We start from the raw sequence: 20,836 nt of genomic DNA, 5'->3' as shown, positions 1-20,836 counted from the left end.
GAAACTCCAGTCGGGCTACGCCCTCCCTGCGTTCCAATCCGCCGGCATTCTCATCCTGATTGACGCTGCGCTCTCACGTTGATTGCCGCGCCGCAGCTGAAGGAACTCGACTTCTCGCACATGAGCGCGCGGCCGCGCCATCCAGCGCAGAATGCCTGGGTCGTGGAAGAGTTCAAAAAAACTTTACGCGCACGCCGCCTGCGAGGCTTGGCAGAAGCTCATCGCCCAACCCGAAACAATCACATCAATCGGAATGCGAGAGTGGGCTCACGCGGCTGATCTCGTCGAGGTGAAGCTGCATAGCCGCGGTGTCGGCAAACGGCAGCGCCAGGGCTGCTCCCTTGCCGCGCGCCGGGCAGATGGCGCCGAACAGGTATGCGCTTTGATAGCGCTGGTCGGCGGGCTGCCTGGGCCGCGTGCCACGGCGCGCCCATTGCCGCACGACACCGTTCTTCTGGCCAATTCTGGCTTCATCTTGAAACCACACTTCGACGGGCTTGCCCTTCGGCAGGTCGGCGAGGTGGGCGCCTAGCGTCGATGATGGCGTCGTAGTCGAAGGCGCGGTTGGAGAGCCAGTTGGCGCGCAGATATTGCCAGACGTTCTCGACCGGGTTGAGTTCCGGGGCTCGCGACCATCACGCCGCTGCTGCTGCCGTTTTCTCGGCACTTTCAGCTTGGCGGTCGTGTGCCAGCCTGCCCGGTCGAGCAGCAGCACGGCGTGCGCGCCGCGCGCCACATGGGCGTCGGTCGAGCTTCATGACCCTTGGTATTAGCAGTCGCCGCGCCGGCGAACGGGTCATGGCCTCCGTCAGCCGGTTCCTGACCAAGAAGCTGCGGCTGAAGGTCAACGAGGCGAAGAGCGCGGTGGCGCGACCGGAGGAGCGGAAGTTCCTGGGCTTCAGCATCTCGAATGACGGGAGCGAGCGGCGCATCGCGCCAAAGGCTCTCGGCAAATACTGATCCGGGACATGACACGCCGGACCCCGGGGCGTAAGTCTGCCGCAGCTGATCAAAGAGCTGAAGCCATACCTCGTCGGTTGGCGCGGCTACTTCGGCTTCTGCCAGACGCCTCGAGTGCTCACACACCTGGAAGCGTGGATCCGCCGAAGACTACGCATGTATCTCTGGCGGCAATGGGGGAACGGGCACAACCGCTTCAAGGAACTGCGCCGTCACGGCATACCAAAGTTCGGAGCTGCGGTTGCCGCCGGTTCACCGACGGGATTCTGGCGCATGTCAGGACACCCGGCGGTCCAACACGCCCTACGCAACCATTACTTCGAGAACGCCTCCGAGCTCGGTGATGCCCATCTTGCGGATCACCTGGGCCACCGGCGTGCCGCTCTCGACCTAGCGCAGAGCAAAGGCGATTTGCTCTTCCGTGTAGCGCGTCTTCTTCATGGCACTGACCCCCCTTATGGATCAAACTGGCCGAAAAAGTTGTCCTCCCAAATGGACCAGTTTGATGGGTCAGGACCAGTTCGCTCGCGGCTCTAAATCACCACCACCACTTTGCCCATGGCCTTGCGGGCGGCGAGATGGCCGATGGCCTCGGCGCCGCGGGCAAGGGAAAAGCGCTCGGAAATGTGCGGCTTGATCTTGCCGCCGGCATACAGGTCCAAAAGCTCCTTGACCTTCTGCTGGTGCGCCGCCGGATCACGAGCGATGTCGAGGACTCCGACAATGTCGCATCCCTTAAGTAGCGGCAGGTTCAAAGGGATGCGTGGAATGCCGGCGGCGAAGCCGACCACCAGGTAGCGCCCCTCCCAAGCCATCGAGCGCATCGCCGCCTCGGCGTAGTCGCCCCCCACAGGGTCGAGGACCAGGTTCGCGCCATCCGGGGCTGTAGCCTGCTTGAATATCGCGGAGAGCTCCTTCTGCCCATCGCGGTCGAAGGGGCCGCGGGGATAGACAACGCCCGACTCGGCGCCCCGAGCCAGTGCCAGGTCCAGTTTCTCCTGCGATGACGCAGCCGCAATTACCCGCGCGCCTATGGCCCGACCGAGCTCCACTGCCGCCAGGCCGACGCCGCCAGCCGCGCCGAGCACGAGCAGGCTTTCGCCTGGAGTCAAGCGGCCGCGGTGCTTAAGGGCGTAGTAGGAGACGCCGTAAGTGTAGATAAACGCCGCTGCCTCGTCGAAAGGCATCGTGTCTGGAATGCGGATCAACTTTGCCGCCTCGATGGTCATCTCCTCAGCCATGCCGCCGAAGTTGGACGTGCCCATCACCCGGTCACCCGGCTTAACATTAACAACACCCTCGCCAACTTCCTTCACCACGCCCGAAATCTCTCCGCCCGGCGCGAAGGGCCGCGGCGGCTTGACCTGGTATTTGTCCTCGATGATCAGCACGTCGGGGTAGTTGACGCCCACCGCCTTCACTTCGACCACCGCGAACCCGAGCGCGGCCTTCGGGTTGGGCACGTCCTCCAACACCAGGGTCTGCGGCCCCCCGGCGGCCTTGCTCAGCAACGCCTTCATGAACTTAACCTCACTTTGTCTTCACCCGCATTTCTGGCCACGGCAACCCGGAGTTTTGCAGGCTAATTAATAGACTTGGGCCAGAATCTTGGGAACCCAAGTTATGGAGTTGGGCTTTTCATCCTGAAACTGCATAACTCTTAAGACTTACTTGCCATGAAAGTTAGGCTTTCTCTTCTCCAAAAAGGCTTTGGGGCCTTCCTTAGCATCTTCACTGGCAGAAACCACTACAGAGCAGGCTTTTTCGATCTTAATACCTTCCTCAATTGTGGTTTGCAGCCCTTTCGTCACTGCCTTCATTATTCCGCTAATCGCAACGGGTGCTCCCTGGGCGAGCCTGGCAGCAAGTGCCTTGGCCTCAGCAAGGACTTGGCTAGCTGGAACGACCTTATTGACTAAGCCGAAGCTAAGCGCATCTGCTGAACTCAACGGGTCCCCGGTCAGCATCATTTCCAAAGCCTTGGTTTTACCAATCAATCTGGGCAGGCGCTGGGTACCGCCCCAGCCGGGAATGATCCCCAATCTGACCTCCGGCAGGCCAACTTTGGCAGTATCGGCCAAAATTCTAAAGTGGCAAGCCAAGGATATCTCGGTTCCTCCACCGTAAGCGCTTCCCTGCATGGCTGCAATCACCGGTTTCGGATAGTTTTCAATTTTTGAGAAGACATCGTTGCCTTCAACTTTAGGCCTGTTTCCTTCAGTCTTGTTTCCGGCTTTAACCGAGTCAAATTCGTTTATGTCTGCTCCGGCGGAAAATAGCTTTTCTCCGGTGCCTGTAAGCACAATAGCCCGGATTTCAGAATCTTCTAAGGACTCATCCAGCAAAGTGTTCAGGTCCATTAGGATCCCTTGCCCTAGCGCATTAGCTGGCGGATGGTTGATGGCAGCCACCACATAACCACTTTCTTTTTCAACGACTAAGTTTTTGTACGCCAAAGCAATTTCCTTCCCTTCCCAATTTTCGGTGTACTCACCCCTGATCTTGTCTGAATTTCCTCCACACCTGCTGATCGACAAGCATAAAGAAATTATAGTGACCGCCGACTCAAAGGGTCCTCTTATTTAGACTTATTCCATTTTTCCTGGAGCTTTCCGATCTCTTCCACACTCAGGCCATATTGCGCTAGGACCTCGACATTGTGCTCGCCAAGGTCGGGAGCCTTCCTCATCTGTAAAGGCGTCTTGGACAAAACATGCCAGGGTCCCCGTGCCCGTATCGTCTTGACTCCGCGCGCCTGCATACTCGTCGGTGCAGGGATATCGGTTATGGCACCTCTGGCTAGGAGGTATTCATCCGTCACGAGATCCCCGACCGACTTAACCTTGATGCTGGGAACACCGAATTTATCCAGCTTCTCCAGTGCAACATTGATGTCGTCAAAGCTCGCCACCCAGTCCTCGATGATGTTATGGAGAAGGGGAGCGTTCTTCATTCTCGACAACTCGGAGTCTGATCTCGGGTCAGTAATTAGGTCCGGGCGCTCCATGGCTTGGCAAAGCAATCCCCAGAGCTTTTCATTGTTGGCAGCTATTTCACAATATTGGTTTCCCTTCCCCTTATATGTGCCAGCGCCTGGATATGAGGAAAATCGACCGGTTCTTGTTGCCTTGATACTGATCCCCGAAGCAGCTCCTTCTGCAACTTCTTCAAACCTATCATTCATACTGAACGCGCAACCAACAAGCGAGGTATCGATATGCTGGCCTTCCCCGGTCTTTTCGCGGTGGTACAGCGCGGCGCATATCGATCCAAACGCGTTGATGCCAGTAGAGTGGTCGATAATCGAAATACTGACCCTAGTAGGAGGCCCATCAGGCTCACCGGTCATATCCGTCAAACCGGTGTATGCTTGGGCCATCTGGTCATAGCCCGGCTTTGTGGCCTTGGGACCCGTCTGCCCGAACGCAGAAATAGAGCAATAAACAACGCTGGGATTGACTTTGGAAACTGATTCATAGTCCAGACTGAATCGCTGCATAACTCCGGGCCTGAATGCCTGAAGGATGACATCCGCATCGGCGACCATCCTTTCGATGATCGCGAGTCCCTCCGGGTCGGTCAGTGAAATGGTTACAGACTTTTTTCCGCGATTGAGCCATGTGTACCACGAGAAGCTTTCAATTACGCTGGATCTCCACCTTCTTGTATCGTCGCCGAATATCGGCCTTTCAATTTTGATTACCTCTGCACCGTAGTCAGCAAGCAGAGCACCCGCTCCCGGTCCGGCTACGTTGTTTGTAAAATCCAATACCTTAAGCCGTTCAAAAATTCTTTGGCTCATACTATAACCATTCCTTAGATTGGGCGAGCGTCATCCCGGAATGAGCGGTCTCATCCCGGCTGCTGCACTCAGCTTGAGGTACTTCGCGCCTGATCATTGATCAGTCTCCTGATAAAGGGCCGTGAACAAATGTATTTCATGGTAGATACGTCTGTCTGACAACTCACGGTCCGTTATGCAGGCTCCCTAATCGTTATTTAGGCTCTTCCGCACTTTTGGTGCAGCCGGTGCTTCATGCGGGGATTCACGAGGGAACCGAAAGAGTCCTTAGAGTCGGATTGCGAACAGCGGCGGTGGCTGAACGTGTCGCGCGGCTTCGTAGAGCAACGTCCGCATCATTCCGGCGCCACAAAACGAGATGCGACCGATGCAGTGGCTCTCGCCCGATTGGTTGAGAATGGGCGTCAGCCCCAGGATAGGCCCTACCGCTTTGGAGGTTTCTGAACCGCTGAGCAATGTCGATCGTCGCGGTGTATGCCGGCGCCACGACCGGGCCGACGCCGGCGACTCTGCCGCAGCTTGCCGCGCGCCTCAAGCAGCGAATCAACGATCTCGGCCAGATCAGGCATGTCTTCAATAAGCTCGCGGATGCGAGCCTCGAACTTGACGGCGCCGACCCATGCCAACCTGAGATGGGGTAACGGGCCGCCAAGCAAGTCGCTCGCTGCGCTACGGCGCTGTGAGTGGCGCGCTCCGCTCGCGGCCTGCTTGGCGCAGCGGCGGTCGTCCCTCACACTGATGGTGTGAACGGCGTCATGGCCGAAGCCAGCGCCAAACATCAAGGAGAGACGACCATGGACCATTATGCCGGTATCGACGTGTCATTGGAATACTCGAGCGTGTGCGTTGTCGATGCAAGCGGCAAGATCATTCGCGAGAGCAAGGTGGCAAGCGAGCCGGAGGCGTTGATTGCATGGTTTGCTTCGCTCCGCCTTCCACTGGTTCGGATGGGCCTGGAAGCCGGGTCGCTGTCGCAATGACTCTATGCGCAATGCGGCAAGCGGGACTGGCGGTGGAGCTGCTGGAGACGCGACATGTGCGCGACGCCTTCAAGGCGATGCCGGTGAAGTCGGAAATGACGCGCGTGGGATCGCGCAGTTGATGCGGCTTGGCTGGTTCCGACTGGTGCATTGCAAGTCGCTAGCCGCGCAAGAGGTGCGGGCGGTGCTGACGGCGCGCAAGAGCATGTCGAGAACAGTGTGCGCGGCATTTTGCGCGGCTTCGGGCTGAAGGTCGGTAGGACCACACCGCGCGGCTTTACCGCGCGCATCCACGAACTGGTGGCTGACCATCCGAACCTGAAGATGGGGACCGCGGCGCTGCTTTCTGTGCATGCCGTGCTACTGCGCGAGTTCCAAGCTTTCGAGAGAAAGGTTCGCGCGCCGGTACGCCTCGATGTCCGAGCCAGGCGGTTGATGTCGATGCCGGGGGTCGGTCCGATCGTTGCGCTCACCTTATGCTTCTGCGATCGACGATCCGGGGCGATTTCGCTCGTCGAAGCGGGTAGGAGCGCCTTTCGGCCTGACCCCGAAGAAGTATCAATCCGGCGAGACCGATTATAGCGGGCGCATCAGCAAGATCGGCGGTGCCGCGGTACGAACGGCGCTCTATGAGGCAGGCCCACACCATGCTGGTCAAGCCGCTCAAGGGCTGCACACGGCTCAAAAGCTGGGCGATGAGGATCGCCCGACGAGCCGGAATGAAGAAGGCCAAAGTGGCGCTGGCGCGCAAGCTTGCGGTCATCCTCCACCGCATGCTCGCCGACGAAACGCTCTTCAACATCGCAGCCAAGCCGATGACGGTGGAATAAAAGGAGAACCACGGGTTTCGGGCGGCCACGACACCAGGCCTTCCCGAAGCGAAGTCCCTTCGCCGGGACGATGGATCAGGTCAGACCGCAACTTCGGACGTCGGCATTGCGGCCACGCGGCTTGAGATTGGCTCGGCCTCATCCTCTTCAAACCCCTTCACGTGGCGGCCGTCGCGCCGACCCCGTACAGAAGCGAGACCCCGGCGATTGGATGACGCAAAAGAGGATTGACTTGTCGAGGCCCGTTACAGAAGTCCGAAGTGCGCAGCAAGCCGCGACTGTCGTTCTCAATCGCGATGGCTTTTTCCTGCAAGAGCTTGCGGGCGGTCAGCAGCGCCCGGCGCTTCTGGCTCGTCAGTGTCTTCACATGCACCGGGCGAAACGGTTGACCCGCATCATCTGCGCCATGCCGCGGGCATCATTGCGGTCGGTCTTGTTCACCTGCGCCTTGGTGTGACGGGTCTCGATACAGATCACCGGCAGGCCAGCTGCGTATTTCAGGCGATCGTGAGCACGGATTTCACCGCATCGTGAGCTCGGATTTCACGGGATCATGAGCAACGATTGCAGACGATCGTGAGCAACGATTTCAGATGATCGTGAGCACCTTTTCGGAGGTGCGGGACGCTTCGGCCGACAACTCAGCCAGTCTACAAGATGCCTCGTTCAAAACGAGGAAGCCTGATGCCAACCCAGAGATTGTCGATGCGCCGGATCACAGAAGTTTTACGTCTCTAGGGCATGTCCAGGCCCTGGACGGAATGCGCGCCCTTGCTGGTGCGTGAGCAGAAGCTGTTGATCGAGGTGCTGACGGAATTACGGCGGTTCCTGCCATTCCAGCTTCTCGGGTTCGACACGGACAATGACAGCGTGTTCCTGAACGAGACGATACGCGATTACTGTCTGGATGCCGGCATCGAGTTCACCCGCTGCCGCCCTTACCGCAAGAACGATCAGGCGTTCGTCGAACAGAAGAACGGCGCCGTGGTGCGGCGCATTGTCGGGTATCGTCGGCTGGAGGGGCTTGAAGCCGCTGCGGCCCTTGCACAGCTCTATTCGACGGTTCGGCTGTTCGTGAACTTCTTCCAGCCCTCGTTCGAGCTGGCGGGAAAAGAGCGTGACGGCGCCAGGGTGCGCAAACGTTACCACCTTCCGGCCGGCAACACCCTGCCAGCGGCTGATGGGAAATCCGCAGACACCGGCGTCCGTTCGCGCGAAGCTGGCGCAGATCGCAGCGCAGCTGGATCTGCTGAGCGACATGCGAGCCGCACAACAGCGCCTTGTGGCCCTGGCGCTCGATCAGTTCCTCTCAAGCTTGCGAACCGCGTGGAGGGAGGGCGAAATACGACCTACTGCGAAGCCGAAACCAAAACAGAAGCGGGAACGGCGGCGTCCTGACCCATTTGCAGGAGTCACCCACGAGCTACGTGGCTGGTTTGAAGAAGGTGCCGTGGCAAACGAGCCGGGAATTGCTGGCGCGGCTGCAGTCGGAATACCCGGGGAAATATCCCAGTCTCCTTCTGCGCACGCTGCAACGTCGCGTCAAAATATGGCGAAAGGAAAGCGCTTCGCTTGTTCGATCATGGCATCGCGTACGCGCTCGTTGCCATGGCCGATGTTGGCGGCGACTGCGCCGGACGACCCGTCGAGATAGCGCTTGCCGTCGGTATCCCAGAAGAAGATGCCTTTGGCATGCGAAATCATGGGCATTTTGTTGACGCCGCGCCCGGCATAGAAGGCCCCTCCGGAAGACTCCTTTTGAACGGGTTTGGGCTGCGTGCTCTGTGTGGACATCTTGCTGCCTATTCCTGATTTCTTAATTGGTTCGGAACGCGGAGGGCGGCCTCTTCAGCGGCGCCGCACTTATGCGCGACGCTCACGCCACGGCGCATGATCTAAGTGCGTCGCGGACGGAAAGAGACTCCAGTTGGAGGAGAGCTTCCTTCAAACGCACAGCATTCGCTTCGCCGATAATGGGGCTTGCGAGAGTGAGAAACTTGGCTTCCACCTCGGACTCGCCTGGGGCGCCGGTCGGACACGAGACGTTGCCAATACGATCGGCACCCCACATATGACGAGCTGCCGGCACACGCGCGCGGTAAGGTCAAATTCCCCCGTTCCAGACCATGTCGGCTGGATGATCGCGGGAAGTACGACACGCGCCGGCACTTGGCGCCGAGTTCCGCGGAGTTGCCGGTCGGGACCACGACAACCTTGATGTCGGTTGCGTTTTCGAAGGGGTCCAGCCAGTGCTCACGGATGATCTTGTCATCGACGCTGCCGCTGGAACCGAAGGCGACCTTGCGCTCCTGCGCCATCGCGGGGGGGCATGGACGGGGCCAGTGAGAATCCCGCGAGTGCGTATCGGCTAATCACCAATTTGGTCTTCAATTCAGTCAATCCAAGGTTTGATGTTCATCGATATAAAATGGCATTATGATCACGAGGGAGGTCCGAGGAGACAAACGTCTTTCGCAACGCGGATATCTGACGCAGGCGTGGCATGCTGCTTTGCTTCCTTCAGTCCATCGATCGCCATGCCACCCGCGGGATGAATATCGCTTGGTACGCTCCTGCCACCTCCCGCCGAAGTGCCTTCAAAAGTCGTGCCAACTGCGCGGAAATGGCCTCAGAGGACCTTTTCGGTATCGGCCAAGGGCTTACAGCGTGCAGCGGGGAGTGAGGCCGATGACCACCGTGTCGCAGACTCGACAACCCCGACGAGGTTGCGATTGACCGGCATCGCCCGGGAATGGCGGACAGTATTCCTCCGCGGGGAAGCGAAATCCAAGTCATTCGAGCGCGTTCCGCTCATGTCGCATATCCGACTCATGTCGGACATGCGACATAGCGGTGTTAGCGCGACCCATTGTTTTGACGTGATTTTTGCCTTTGGCACGAGACGTGCGTGTTCATCCGCAAACGCGTCACGGACCGAGGAGAAATCGAACCATGATAACGCTCACCGACAACGCTGCTGCCGCCGTCAAGACCGCTCTTTCCCGCGCCAGCGACCCGGCGGAAGGCTTTCGCATCATGGTCCAAGCGGGCGGCTGCATCGGCTTAAAATACCTAATGGGCCCTGCGAGGGCGATGCGATCATCACGGGGCTCGAATCCTCCGGCTTTGTCTTCGACAATCCCAACTCGCGGGAGAAGTGCGCCTGCGGCAAGTCTTTCGGCTGACCGCCCGAGAGAAGGAGAAGGGCCATGTTGGACTATAGCGAAGGTTAACGAATGCTTCTTCATCCGAGCGGATGCGAAACCGCTCAACGCACCGTCATTCCTGCGGGATGACAGCTTCCATGGGCGCTACTACCAAACCGATACGACATGGCAGAGAAATGATAGTTTAATTATAATATTGAACAAGTGAACACAGTGGACTATCCAGAACACTTTCAATTAACGCTCTTCATTTCTGAAATACTTTAGTTGGATAATCACAATCATCAGAACAGTAAGAATGGAAAGCACATGAAACATCAATTAGGCGCCCCAATTTCGTTATCCGAGCTCGAAAGGTACTTCAGCGAAGATTACTTGCATTTTAGCGATTTGGTCAATCCGCCGGAGAAAAGCGACCGGGAAGTAGGAGCAATTTGGGAGCTTCTTTCACTTAGGCAAGGCAGCTCAGTTCTTGAACTCGGATGCGGTTATGGGAGGATTACCAACCGATTGGCGAAAAAAGGAGCGCGGGTAACCGGATTGGATATATCGCCGATCGTATTAAGAAAGGCCGAAGCAGATGCGGCGGAACGCCAGGTAGATGTTGAGTATGTTCTTGGTGATATACGTTCACTTCCCTGGCGAGAACGCTTTGACGCGGCTTTTCTGTGGTACACGACGTTTGGCTATTTCGATGAAGCGGATAATGAGAGAGTTGTTCGTGAAGCCGCTTCTTCGCTCCGAAAGGGCGGGCGTCTGCTAATCGATCAGCTCAATCGCTTCGCTTTGCTACGCGACAAGTCGCCTACCTGCGAGGTCGTGCAGCGTAACGACGATCTAAGAATCGATATTATAGAATACGACGCGTTAACCGATCGTCGAAATTCCGAGAGGATCGTCGTCCGCAATGGATGCGTTAGACGAACGCGTCTTTCTGTCAGACACTATGGATTTTCTGAATATGTACGCTTGTTACGAAACGCGGGGTTCGAGACCGTTAAAGCCTATGGACAGGAAGGCGGGGAGTTTACACCTTATGGCCCGCGCCTCGTGGTTGTCGCGTACAAGTAAGTGGTCGTTCAGGGCAATGGACGGTGATCGCTTCCCAAGGACTTGCCCGGGATGCTCGTCGCAAGAAAAAACATCATTTTATGCCGTGCGCGCCGGACGTTTCCCAAGATCCTTCAGGATTTCCCGCGATGCATTGTGGCCGGGCACGCCGGAGACACCACCTCCGGGATGGCACGAAGCTCCGCATTGATAGAGACCTCTGATCGGCGATCGATAGTCCGAATAGTGAGGCACGGGCCGCATAAAGAACATCTGATCAAGGGACATGTCCCCGTGATTGATATGGCCGTTAGGAATGTTGAGCTGCTCCTCGATATCCTTGGGCAGGAGGAGCTGCGTATCGATCACACCGTCTGAAAACCCGGGCGCTAATTCGTCGATGGTGTTGAGCACTGACTTCAGGAATCTCGGGCGCTCCTGGCCCCAAGAGCCGTTCGTCAATTCATATGATGTATGTCCACCATAGATTTGAACAATATGCTTTCCTTTCGGCGCTAGGCTGGGCTCGAGGACGGTCGGGATCGTCATGATCATGGACGGTCGCGAAGAATACCAGCCGGGCTTCGCCTCTTCATAGGCCTGTTCGAGATATCCCATGTCGGGAGCGATCTGGACGATAGGTGGGCTGTCTAGGCCCGTTTCCTGTTTGTTGAAAGATGAGAACTGTGGAGCTCTCTCGCATGCAATATTCAACTTGAACGCGGCCCCGTTCGTCTTGAACTGCGCGATGTCCGAGACGAATTCACTTGGGAGGTCACTTGTCGCCACGAGCTTTCCGAATAGCACTTTGGCATTGAGATTCCCCACAACAGTTCCTGCGGTGAACTCATCTCCGCCACTTGTTACGACGGAATGCACTCGGCCGTTGCGCGTCTGGATCTGCGTGACATCGCTGTTGAGGCGAATCTCAACGCCATGATCCTCAGCGCACCGAGCCATGGCCTTGGTGATGGATCCCATCCCACCGACGATCTGACCGCTGATGGCATCTTCATCCGCATGGCCGGTACTGCCGCCGTGCAGCGCGAGCCAGGCGGACCCAGGGCTCTTGGGCCCAATCAAGCTCCCACCCACTGCAAACGCGAACGCGGCCTTCACTTCACTGCTTTCGAACCAGCGGCTCAGATACTCATCGGAACTCTGGGTAAAGAGATCTATGAGTTTGTAGAAATTTTCGCCAACATTGCGGTGCTCCCACAGGAAGCCCGCCGTCTTCAACCGTGAGCCTATCGAACCGGCGACGAGGTCGACCGGCGTCTGCAGCTTCAGGTCGTGGACGAACTCGGAAACGCCCGAGAGATACTTGCGGAATTCCGGGTACCGAGCGGCATCGGCCTTGGAGAACCGGGACAGCACCGCCTGCATCTGTCCGATGTCGCCACCGACCATCATGGAGCGCTTTTGGTCCACGGGTCGGAAGATGCGATAATCTGCCTTGAAGGATCGAAGTCCATACTTCTTGAGTTCGAGGTCGGAGACTACCTTGGGATGAAGCTGGGCGGCGACATAAGAGAAAACGGAGAAGGTGAAGCCGGGAATAATCTCCTCGGACACGGCCGCGCCACCAACGAGGTGGCGACGCTCAAGCACAAGCACTTTCAGGCCGGCTTTCGCCAGGTAACAGCTGCAGGCGAGACCGTTATTGCCGGCCCCAACTACGATGGCATCAAAGACTTTGGACATGGACCCTTTCGGTGCTCCCACTAGTGATTAGTTCTCTTACTCAAGATCGGTTTGAGAGCTCAGGTAGACAGACTTGCTGCAAGAAGATCGCGCTGGCGCATCGCCTCGGCGAGGATCGCATCCTGATCCATTGTGGTGAGGCGGCCCTTCTCCATCACAATCCTACCGTCGATCATGACAGTATCGACAGGGATCATAGATGAGGACAGCGACAACAAGATTCCGGTATCGTCACGCCAGGACAGGTGGGTGATGTCGCGAGCCTCCCTGATCACGACGTCCGCGCGCTTGCCGACCGTTAGACTGCCAAGCCTGTCGCCGAGGCCCACATTGTTCGCCGCGTCGATCGTCTGCATGTAGAATGGATCAGCGTCGTTTAGTCGTTCCCCGAACGACGCGGAAAGATAAAGACTGAGAAGCCCAGCGATTCCGATCGGATGGATGATGGTTGTGTCGACGCCGAGCGATACGCTTACCCCGTTTTTGTAGAGATACGGAAACCAGCATTTATTCGGCGGCGTTATTCGATAACCTAACGCATTGTTGGGGCACCACGACAGGCCGGGCTTTTTTAGTAGTATGAGCTCAATATCCTTTTCATATAGGACGTTCATATGCGCCAGCGTGGTGTTGGGATTCAGAGCACCTAGCCTGTCCATACGCACTGCACCGGTATCGCCCCACTTTTTCTTTTCTTCGACATCGAACTCGGCATTGAATGACTGGTGCTGCCAAAAAATTGCTTTTGAGTCGGCCGCCAGCTTCACGGCTTCTCGCGTGAGTTCGTCCGTGGCCGTAGCTTCTCCGTAAAGTCCGACAAATCCGCGTACGAGAGCGTTTTCGTCCTTGTTTCGGGCAATCTCGTGCTTCCACTGATCAATCACGCGGCGGCCATCAGCGGGGGCACGATTTTTCAGCGCATCGGGTAACATATGCGGCCAGACCTCTTCATACGTAGACAAATCGTCCCAGGCGAATGGGGCCGAGACCATCGCACGAACTCCGCACTTGGTCATCGATTCGGCGAAAGCATCCGTCTCGAAAACCGTGCCGGCTTCGAAGAACAGCGTGAATCCACGTTGCAGCATCGAACATGCGGCTGCAGCAGTATATGCAGCCGTAATTGTCGGGTTGGTTGCGCTCTTAAGCGTCGAATAGTTAACTTTTGTTGAGGCGGTGCTCTGAGGCGAAAATGGCGCGCCGTGGTAGGCCATTGCCGTCATATGCAGGTGCGTCTCGATGAAGCCGGGATGCACCAAGGCACCCCGAGCATCCACCTTCTGGGTACTCTCGTAAGAGGACAATATTTCGGACTCGGGACCAACGCCCACAATGACGCTATCCTTAATGGCAATCGCACCGGGTCGATAGTGCGGCTGATCCCTGTCTCCGGTGAAGATGTCCCCATTCACGACCAGGGTGTCGACGGTCTTCTTGTGCATGATGTAAATCCCAGGCGGCTATTTCTCTTATCGGTACCGCAGATCCGATTGCCGAGTTCCATATCGGCCTGCGAATTGCTCCCGCGACCGCAATGCCCAGTTCAGCAAGGCGGGCTGGGCGGGAGCAAAACGCTCCCACCATCGAAATTTGTTAGCTTATCCGCTAATCCAGACCGTCCAGCGCTCAATGAGCTTCTGTCGATTTTCCGCCAGCCAGGCCGGATCCGACTTCACGGTCGTGGGCAAATGCGCTGTCACGAGCGTCGACTCGAAATCGTCGTCCAAGAATTCGCCGAGATGCTTGTTAGGCGGCGCGTAATTTAGCCGCTTGGCGTGTTCCGCGTGCGCCTGCGGGCGCGTGTAGAGGTAGTTCAGCAGCGCTTTGGCTGCGATCGCATGTGGCGCGCCTTTGGTGACGCCGAGCGCGGTCGCGTCAAACATCGCGCCGTTCCACACGATGGAGATCGGAAAGCCTTCCTCGCGCAGCTTTACGGCACGTCCATTCCAGACCATTGTTGCAACCACTTCCTTGGTACGGAACAGTTGCTGGCTTTGGTCACCGCTGGTCCACCAAGCGACGATGTTCGGCCTGAGCTCGTCGAGCTTCTTGAACGCGCGGTCGAGGTCGAGTGGGTAGACGTCCTTTGGCTCGACGCCGTCCGCGAGCAATGCGGCGCTCAGCACGTACCAAGGGCTGCCGTAGTTTGGGAGCGCTCGGGGCCCTGGGAACGCCTCTACGTCCCAGAAATCGGCCCAACTCTTCATGCCGCCGTTCGGAAATGCGCTTTCGTCGTAGGCGAGGACCGAGCCCGCCGCGTCGAAGAGAACCGCGTTCCCAAGACACGACCCGTCGATCCCCTCGGACACAACGTTGGACAACTCCGTACAGTCTCCCAAGTCTTCGGTATAATTCACGAGCTCCGGCGCCCGCACGGAATCGTTGGTCGTCGCAACGATGTCCCACTGCATCGTGTTCGTTTCGCTCATGGCGCGCAGACTTGCTATTCGCTCCGAATAACTGCCGCTGACAAAGGCCGTCTCAATCCCGGTCTCGGCGGTGAAGGGATTGAAGAACAACTCCTTTAGGGTATCGAGGTAGACGCCACCCCCGATAGCGACGACCACCTTCATCTGTCCTGCCGCTTTGGCCGCCGCAACCAGTTCGTCGTCCGAGGCGGCCGCGGCGCGCGAAGCCCAAAGGCTAGGTGCTGATGACATGAGCGCCAAGCCTGCGGCGCTTTTGATAAATTGACGTCGGTTAGGCATCGAGACGCTCCTCGTTTTTATTCTGACGGCTACAATCCAAGGAAACGAAGAGTCAGGGAAGGCAAGAACTGTTATGCGCCGTCACGTATCATTTTGCGGGGGAAACGATTTGGACTCCGAAGCCTTTGCGTCGTAACACACTGGCCGGGCATGCTTTAAGTTTTCTCCCTGTCACCACGACCGCACGTTCACATCACCAAATCAACCGGTGATGAGAATACAAGCAGCGCCCGTCCCCCTCCGGGTCCGTGCATATGATGTTTCCCGTCGATCGCACCCTGATAAGCACGCTTGCCCACAGCCAACGTTACCAACTCAGCCAATCCGATACCCCACGCCGCGTCGGCACTCTGCAATTAGAATGGCTCCCCGTCGTCCAACGCTTGGTGCATCCGCAGACGGCACCAAGTTTACCATGGCCGCCGCTCGCATAGTATGAAACATTGTCGTGTCGACAAGAAGGGGAGACGCAATCCCTCTTCGGCTATGTTCGGCGAGCAGCAAGGGCCCGCCGTATGTGCCGCCCGGCACAATGCATATGGGGTCCTCATTGACGCTCCCACACTTTAGCAGTAGAAGTATTGTAACTGGAATAACGGGATGGAGCGATGTTTTCATCGGCCCTCCTCAACCAGTCAGCGGCCGTCGTACGCGTTGCGTGGTCCGCCGACGAGGGCAGCACTTGATCAACACGGATGAATTCGTTCGCCGCCTGAACGGCGGAAGCAGTTTCCGCATCGAGCGTGCCGACGGAAGCGAAGCGACCGGCACCTACCGACTACTGCCTCCCGTGGAGCACGCCCTGGGTCACGTGGTGGGCTATTTTGACTATGAGAAGCCCTGTCTGACAATCCGCAAGCTGCAGGCCAAGGACGAATTTCACGACGACGAACTAGGCCTTGGGCGCATGGTGTTTCTGCTCCACCTGTCCGGATCGCGACGGATCGAGCTTGGTAGCGCGCATCAGCATGAATTGACTACGCCGACGCTCGCCGTTTTTTACCAGCCGCAGGGACTTAACAAGCGAAGTATCTGGAACCGCGGCGCCAACGAGCTGTCTCTGTCCGTCGGCGTCTGGCCAGATAGACTGACCTCGCTGTTCGGTTTTTATCCGATCTGCTTTCCGAATTTTTCAAGCCTCGACGGTAATAAGGCCGAGGCATTCTGGTATTCACGACCACTCCCGTATGCTCTTATGTCAGCGGCTGAGCAATTGCTGACCCCTAGCATTCATCCATTGCTCTCCAAAAGCCATATCTTGATCAAGTCCCAAGAGCTCCTCTGCCTCAGCCTGAGCACGCTCCTGTCCGATGGCGATTTCCTGTCCCGTTCCGACCTGGCCTTGAATCGCGTCGAATACGTCAAGACCATGGTCGACCCAAACCTGAACAACCCGCCCTCTCTGGCGGAACTCGCCACTACACTCGGCGTGTCCACCCAGAACCTGTCGGACGAGTTGCGCAAAGAAACGGGCGTCAGTTACGCCCAATACATCACCGAGCGCAGAATGAAGCGGGCAAGGTTGCTGCTGGAGGGCGGCGATACCTCCCTCAAACGGGTCGCCTACGAGGTAGGCTACGCTCACACCTCCAACTTCTGCACCGCCTTCAAGCGCCAATTTGCTACTACGCCAAAGGGCGCACGCGGGCAGTAGACACAGGAGCTTCTTAGATTCACGCGCGATGCTGTGGGCCGCCGTGTACGTCGATCGAGCGTAAAAATCGGCCGGGCCGGCGCGGCCCGGGCTAATCTGGAGCACGACATAATCGAGCCAGTGTTGTGCACTGAAGCGAATCACCGAGTCTCCAACGTTTCCGCAGGGCCGGCCGGTCGACACTCCATAGGCTCGGGCCCGAGGGCATCATAATGAACGCCGTGTCTCCGAGGGCGACCGCGGGCGCCCCCAATCTTAGCCTCGACCGGCGAGCTTGGTGGCCAAACATGCAACTCCGTATCCGGCGGGACAGTGATGATTTAGGCGATTGGAGCCTGATCATAAATCTTCGCCCCTTGGAATAACTCTCGCGGCTCGCGCGCTGAATCGCATTCCGATTAGATTCATCCAGTTAGATCACTGGAGCGATTTCATGCCCGCTGGACGCAAAGTCATCATCACGTGCGCGGTGACAGGCGCGGCGCACACGCCCTCAATGTCGCCATATTTGCCGATCACTCCGGAGCAGATCACCGAGGAGGCGATCGGTGCGGCGGAGGCGGGCGCCGCCATCGTCCATTTCCACGCCCGTAATCCGGAGGATGGCCGTCCGACACCGGATCCGGACGTATATGCGCCGGCAATCGATCGGGTGCGCCGCGAGTCCAACGTGATCGTCAACATCACGACGAGTGGCGGGCCAAAGGCGACCGTCGAAGATCGGATCGCGGCCGCCCTGCGATTCAAACCGGAGTTGGCCTCCCTGAACATGGGATCGCTTTCTCCCTACGGACGGCAGAGGATCCTCGACAAGTTCGAGCACTGGCAGCACACTTGGGAGCAGGAGCTATTCATGGGCGCGCCGTCCCGGGTCTATCCGAATACCGAGGAGATTATCACACGGACAATAAAGGAAGTCGGTGCTGGCGGCACACGCTTCGAATGTGAATGCTACGACGTGGGGCATTTGTACAACGTCGCCTACTTCGCGGATATGGGCCTGCTGACGCCGCCCTTCATCATACAAACAGTTTTCGGGTTCAGCGGCGGGATCGGCCTCGATGCCGACAACATGACGCACATGCGCAACGTCGCCGACCGGCTGTTCGGCGCGAATTACCGCTGGTCGGTCCTTGCGCCCGGAAAGCATCAGTTCCGGCTGTGCACTATGGGCGCAACCATGGGCTCGAACGTGCGGGTGGGGATGGAAGACAACCTCTACCTTGAGAAAGGCAAGCTCGCCCGGTCCAATGCGGAGCAGGTGGCGCGGATGCGGGACATCCTGACCCTTTTGTCCTTCGACATCGCAACACCGGACGAGGCCCGGGAGATGCTCGGGCTCAAAGGGCAGGGGCGTGGCGATGGCTGAGATGCGAAAGGTGATAGAGCGCGTGACGGTCACGAGCGCAGTTTTAATCCCCGAGGCGCCATACATGGCCGAGACTCCCAAGAGCCACAGCCAATTCCTATCGGCCTCCGGCCACCCCTTCCTCCTGTCTATCGATCGGCCAACGGCAACCCCGCCAGGGAACGATCAGTCTTTCCCCTCAGATCGCATGGCGGAGGACTGTGAAGCTTTGGTCGACGCGTTCGGAGCGTCTGCCGAGCGCTAGCTATGGCTGGCTTTGCCACGGCAATTGACGCTGAGCGCTTATATGAGGGGGAGGGCCAATGATCGAGAAAGCGACTTTAAATCCCATCCGGACTGAACCAGGGCCTTGGAGCGACGAGGACATCAGGTGCATGCCGACCCGAGGATTTCAGAAGACTCTTGGGATTCAGCTCGACGAGGTCTCCCCGGAATGCATCACCGCGCACATCGACATTGAGAATCGGCACATCAATTCTGTCGGCGCGGTGCATGGCGGGATACTTATGTCACTTGCGGACAGCCTCGGCGCGATGGGGGCGCTGCAAAATCTCGGTCCGACGCAGAGAACGGCGACGCTCGAATCCAAGACGAATTTTGTACGACCCTGCGCTGGGGCGAGAGTTACCGCCGAATGCCGACCGCTTCACTTGGGCCGGCAAACATCGGTATGGCAAACGGTTCTGCGGGATGAAGACGGGAAGATCTGCGCATATGTCTGGCAGACGCAAATCCACATCGATGCCATGACCTGATTAGCTCGGATCGGGATATCGCACAACGGCGTCTGGAAGGAATGCATCCAGCCCTAAGCCGCAGGGGTTTGGATCAGCCGCAAGACTAAATCGCCTATGCGCGCATCTTCGGTGTCATAAGAAAGCCGTTGGGGCAACAGTTAGGCGTTCCTCAGGCCTTTAAACGCCTACATTGTTGGATGAACCACCGGTCACGGCCTAGTTCCGTTCTCTGGTCACCAGTTCGACCCATAGCGCGACGCCGATTGGCAGGGCGTTGTCGTTGAAGTCGTATTCGGGATGATGAAGGGGGCGATCATGCCGTTGCCCAGAAAATGAAGGCGCCGGGGCGGGCCTTCAGCATGTAGGAGAAATCTTCCGCAGCCATTATAGGTGCGTTGTGACGCTGCACCCCCGCATCTCCAGCAACGCGTACCTCTCCGATTGTGGCCTTTGCCCAACTCTATGGTCTTGCTGAGCTTGGGCTGCCCCGTCAGGCGGTTCCAGGCAGCTTTGGTTCTTGGACAGCCATTTAGCTAGCTGTGAGCTTTCAGTAGGTTGTCCATCCGGTCCAGACCGGGAAGCTGAGGTTGTCGAAGCTTCAGTGATTCTCGGAGGACCGGATGAACGTCCATAAGAATGCCCGGCTGACGCCACGCGGTCGAGAGCGAATTGTAAGGCAGGTCGAGAGCGGGCAGACGCCGCAGGCCGTCGCCGAAGCCGCAGGCGTCTGCCCGCGGACGGTTCGGAAGTGGGTCGACCGATATCGCCGCGAAGGCTTGACAGGGTTGCAGGATCGCTCATCCCGGCCGCATCGGCTGCGCCAGCCGACGCCTGCAGCGATTATCGAGACCATCGAACGACGGCGCCGCCAGCGCTGGACGGGCAAACAGATCGCCGCTGAGGCCGGCGTCTCGCCAGCGACTGTCAGCCGTGTTCTGCGCCGACTGGGCTTGAACAAGCTGAGCACCTTGGAGCCAGAACCCGTGCGCCGCTATGAGCGGGAGCATCCCGGCGAGCTCATCCATCTTGATATCAAGAAGCTCGGCGGGATCGGCTCTGTCGGACATCGCATCACCGGACGACAAACTGGCATGTCAATCGTCACCTTGGCATCGGCTGGGAGTTCGTCCATGTCTGCATCGACGATGCTTCGCGTGTCGCTTTCGTCCAGGTCATGCCCGACCAACGCAAGCAGAGCGCTGTCGCCTTCCTCGAGGCCGCCGTTGCTTATTACGCCAGCCTCGGTTTCCGAGTGCAGCGGGTAATGACCGACAACGGTTCCTGCTACCGGTCAAAGACTTTCCGGGCAGCCTGCAAACGTCTCGGCCTGCGCCAGATCTTCACCAAGCCTTATACTCCCAGAACCAACGGGAAAGCCGAGCGCTTCATTCAGACAAGCTTGCGCGAATGGGCCTACGCGCGCGCCTACAACACCTCAGACGAACGCACCGCCGAACTGCCACGATGGCTTCACCGCTACAATTGGCATAGACCGCATGGCAGTATCGGCTCAAAACCACCCATCAGCCGACTCGGTCTTACCGAGGACAACCTGTTGAGGCTCCACAGCTAGCAGGCTGTTGAAAAAGGCACTCGCCACCGGACCGCAGCGGTGATTCACTGGGTCCCGAAGGGATTCGGAGGTGATGAGTGCGCGGCGGCGACGATCTAACTGGCGAACTGTTCAGCTATGTTGACCTTGAGGCGCGGGTGCGGCGCGATCATCCGTTGCGGGCGATCCGGTTAGTCGTGAGCGAGGCGCTGTCGGCGTTGGAGCGGGTGCGGCGCGGCAATCAACGTGAGAGCGCAGCGTCAATCAGGATGAGAATGCCGGCGGATTGGAACGCAGGGAGGGCGTAGCCCGACTGGAGTTTC

The 20,836-nt window shown here is 58.1% G+C and carries 13 protein-coding genes and 9 pseudogenes; 11 read left to right on the top strand and 11 right to left on the bottom strand.

Annotation, left to right across the window (positions count from 1 at the left end):
- Positions 1-271 precede the first annotated feature (271 nt).
- Positions 272-532: pseudogene (locus HNQ71_RS34130) on the bottom strand (IS630 family transposase); the annotation flags it as partial.
- A pseudogene (locus HNQ71_RS36025) lies at positions 531-736 on the bottom strand (transposase); the annotation flags it as partial. The pseudogenes HNQ71_RS36025 and HNQ71_RS34130, both read right to left, overlap by 2 nt.
- Before the next feature lie 20 nt (positions 737-756).
- On the opposite strand from HNQ71_RS36025, the gene HNQ71_RS34125 reads away from it, so the two are divergent.
- Together HNQ71_RS34125 and HNQ71_RS36020 are read left to right on the top strand one after the other, a co-directional pair.
- Positions 757-960: a hypothetical protein gene (locus HNQ71_RS34125; RefSeq protein ID WP_184879433.1), complete on the top strand. Its 204-nt coding sequence runs from the start codon at positions 757-759 to the stop codon at positions 958-960.
- A 36-nt stretch (positions 961-996) separates the two neighbouring features.
- Positions 997-1,497 (top strand): group II intron maturase-specific domain-containing protein, encoded by a 501-nt coding sequence (locus tag HNQ71_RS36020; RefSeq protein ID WP_184879442.1) that lies wholly within the window; start codon positions 997-999, stop codon positions 1,495-1,497.
- On the opposite strand, the gene HNQ71_RS34115 is transcribed toward HNQ71_RS36020, so the two are convergent.
- The 4 genes and pseudogenes from HNQ71_RS34115 to HNQ71_RS34100 form a co-directional block, all read right to left on the bottom strand.
- Positions 1,494-2,480 carry an NADPH:quinone oxidoreductase family protein gene (locus tag HNQ71_RS34115; protein ID WP_184879429.1) on the bottom strand — a complete coding sequence of 329 codons (987 nt, stop codon included), beginning with the start codon at positions 2,478-2,480 and terminating at the stop codon, positions 1,494-1,496. The genes HNQ71_RS36020 and HNQ71_RS34115 overlap by 4 nt on opposite strands.
- A gap of 147 nt (positions 2,481-2,627) precedes the next feature.
- Positions 2,628-3,416, bottom strand: a complete 789-nt coding sequence (locus HNQ71_RS34110) for an enoyl-CoA hydratase-related protein (protein WP_210334156.1) — start codon at positions 3,414-3,416, stop codon at positions 2,628-2,630.
- A gap of 122 nt (positions 3,417-3,538) precedes the next feature.
- Positions 3,539-4,762 (bottom strand): CaiB/BaiF CoA transferase family protein, encoded by a 1,224-nt coding sequence (locus tag HNQ71_RS34105; protein WP_184879426.1) that lies wholly within the window; start codon positions 4,760-4,762, stop codon positions 3,539-3,541.
- A 306-nt stretch (positions 4,763-5,068) separates the two neighbouring features.
- Positions 5,069-5,394, bottom strand: a pseudogene (locus HNQ71_RS34100) (transposase); the annotation flags it as partial.
- A 162-nt stretch (positions 5,395-5,556) separates the two neighbouring features.
- On the opposite strand from HNQ71_RS34100, the pseudogene HNQ71_RS34095 reads away from it, so the two are divergent.
- Positions 5,557-6,572 (top strand): annotated as a pseudogene (locus HNQ71_RS34095) (IS110 family RNA-guided transposase).
- Between the two features lie 262 nt (positions 6,573-6,834).
- Here HNQ71_RS34095 and HNQ71_RS34090 read toward each other — a convergent pair.
- Positions 6,835-7,058 (bottom strand): annotated as a pseudogene (locus HNQ71_RS34090) (IS110 family RNA-guided transposase); the annotation flags it as partial.
- Positions 7,059-7,325: 267 nt separating this feature from the next.
- On the opposite strand from HNQ71_RS34090, the pseudogene HNQ71_RS34085 reads away from it, so the two are divergent.
- Positions 7,326-8,143 (top strand): annotated as a pseudogene (locus HNQ71_RS34085) (transposase); the annotation flags it as partial.
- Here HNQ71_RS34085 and HNQ71_RS34080 read toward each other — a convergent pair.
- Positions 8,115-8,276, bottom strand: a complete 162-nt coding sequence (locus HNQ71_RS34080; RefSeq protein ID WP_246462516.1) for an aminotransferase class III-fold pyridoxal phosphate-dependent enzyme — start codon at positions 8,274-8,276, stop codon at positions 8,115-8,117. The pseudogene HNQ71_RS34085 and the gene HNQ71_RS34080 overlap by 29 nt on opposite strands.
- Before the next feature lie 1,248 nt (positions 8,277-9,524).
- Between HNQ71_RS34080 and HNQ71_RS35370 the strand changes: the two are divergent.
- Positions 9,525-9,757: pseudogene (locus tag HNQ71_RS35370) on the top strand (iron-sulfur cluster assembly accessory protein).
- 291 nt (positions 9,758-10,048) lie between these two features.
- Entirely contained in the window at positions 10,049-10,810 is a 762-nt protein-coding gene (locus HNQ71_RS34075; RefSeq protein ID WP_184879423.1) for a class I SAM-dependent methyltransferase, read from the top strand.
- 78 nt (positions 10,811-10,888) lie between these two features.
- Here HNQ71_RS34075 and HNQ71_RS34070 read toward each other — a convergent pair whose 3' ends face one another.
- From HNQ71_RS34070 to HNQ71_RS34060, 3 genes are all read right to left on the bottom strand, one after another.
- Positions 10,889-12,493, bottom strand: a complete 1,605-nt coding sequence (locus tag HNQ71_RS34070) for a phytoene desaturase family protein (RefSeq protein WP_184879420.1) — start codon at positions 12,491-12,493, stop codon at positions 10,889-10,891.
- Positions 12,494-12,552: 59 nt separating this feature from the next.
- On the bottom strand, positions 12,553-13,935 hold the full coding sequence (locus HNQ71_RS34065; RefSeq protein ID WP_184879417.1) for an amidohydrolase family protein: 1,383 nt from the start codon (positions 13,933-13,935) through the stop codon (positions 12,553-12,555).
- Between the two features lie 156 nt (positions 13,936-14,091).
- Entirely contained in the window at positions 14,092-15,201 is a 1,110-nt protein-coding gene (locus HNQ71_RS34060) for an ABC transporter substrate-binding protein (RefSeq protein ID WP_184879400.1), read from the bottom strand.
- A 682-nt stretch (positions 15,202-15,883) separates the two neighbouring features.
- Between HNQ71_RS34060 and HNQ71_RS34055 the strand changes: the two genes are divergently transcribed.
- The 5 genes and pseudogenes from HNQ71_RS34055 to HNQ71_RS35785 form a co-directional block, all read left to right on the top strand.
- Entirely contained in the window at positions 15,884-16,855 is a 972-nt protein-coding gene (locus tag HNQ71_RS34055) for a helix-turn-helix transcriptional regulator (RefSeq protein ID WP_184879397.1), read from the top strand.
- Between the two features lie 433 nt (positions 16,856-17,288).
- The gene (kce, locus tag HNQ71_RS34050; protein WP_184879394.1) at positions 17,289-18,224 is read left to right on the top strand and encodes a 3,5-dioxohexanoate:acetyl-CoA acetone transferase; all 936 of its coding nucleotides are present in this window, start codon (positions 17,289-17,291) and stop codon (positions 18,222-18,224) included.
- A 302-nt stretch (positions 18,225-18,526) separates the two neighbouring features.
- Complete coding sequence (locus HNQ71_RS34045) at positions 18,527-18,979, top strand: PaaI family thioesterase (RefSeq protein ID WP_184879391.1); 453 nt, start codon at positions 18,527-18,529, stop codon at positions 18,977-18,979.
- 602 nt (positions 18,980-19,581) lie between these two features.
- Positions 19,582-20,534 (top strand): annotated as a pseudogene (locus HNQ71_RS34040) (IS481 family transposase).
- A gap of 77 nt (positions 20,535-20,611) precedes the next feature.
- Positions 20,612-20,740 (top strand): annotated as a pseudogene (locus HNQ71_RS35785) (IS5/IS1182 family transposase); the annotation flags it as partial.
- Between the last annotated feature and the right edge of the window lie 96 nt (positions 20,741-20,836).

It is taken from the genome of Mesorhizobium sangaii, from assembly GCF_014207355.1.
GTDB classification, from domain to species: domain Bacteria; phylum Pseudomonadota; class Alphaproteobacteria; order Rhizobiales; family Rhizobiaceae; genus Mesorhizobium; species Mesorhizobium sangaii.
Note: the sequence above shows the minus strand (reverse complement) of the source record. Positions and strands in the feature narration are given on the sequence as shown.

What these genes read in the sequence shown, in the direction of transcription:
- HNQ71_RS34125 (WP_184879433.1), top strand. Translation starts at nt 757, where the DNA reads ATGACCCTTGGTATTAGCAGTCGCCGCGCCGGCGAACGGGTCATGGCC.
- HNQ71_RS34115 (WP_184879429.1), bottom strand. Translation starts at nt 2,480, where the DNA reads ATGAAGGCGTTGCTGAGCAAGGCCGCCGGGGGGCCGCAGACCCTGGTG.
- HNQ71_RS34105 (WP_184879426.1), bottom strand. Translation starts at nt 4,762, where the DNA reads ATGAGCCAAAGAATTTTTGAACGGCTTAAGGTATTGGATTTTACAAAC.
- HNQ71_RS34080 (WP_246462516.1), bottom strand. Translation starts at nt 8,276, where the DNA reads ATGATTTCGCATGCCAAAGGCATCTTCTTCTGGGATACCGACGGCAAG.
- HNQ71_RS34075 (WP_184879423.1), top strand. Translation starts at nt 10,049, where the DNA reads ATGAAACATCAATTAGGCGCCCCAATTTCGTTATCCGAGCTCGAAAGG.
- HNQ71_RS34070 (WP_184879420.1), bottom strand. Translation starts at nt 12,493, where the DNA reads ATGTCCAAAGTCTTTGATGCCATCGTAGTTGGGGCCGGCAATAACGGT.
- HNQ71_RS34065 (WP_184879417.1), bottom strand. Translation starts at nt 13,935, where the DNA reads ATGCACAAGAAGACCGTCGACACCCTGGTCGTGAATGGGGACATCTTC.
- HNQ71_RS34060 (WP_184879400.1), bottom strand. Translation starts at nt 15,201, where the DNA reads ATGCCTAACCGACGTCAATTTATCAAAAGCGCCGCAGGCTTGGCGCTC.
- kce (WP_184879394.1), top strand. Translation starts at nt 17,289, where the DNA reads ATGCCCGCTGGACGCAAAGTCATCATCACGTGCGCGGTGACAGGCGCG.
- HNQ71_RS34045 (WP_184879391.1), top strand. Translation starts at nt 18,527, where the DNA reads ATGATCGAGAAAGCGACTTTAAATCCCATCCGGACTGAACCAGGGCCT.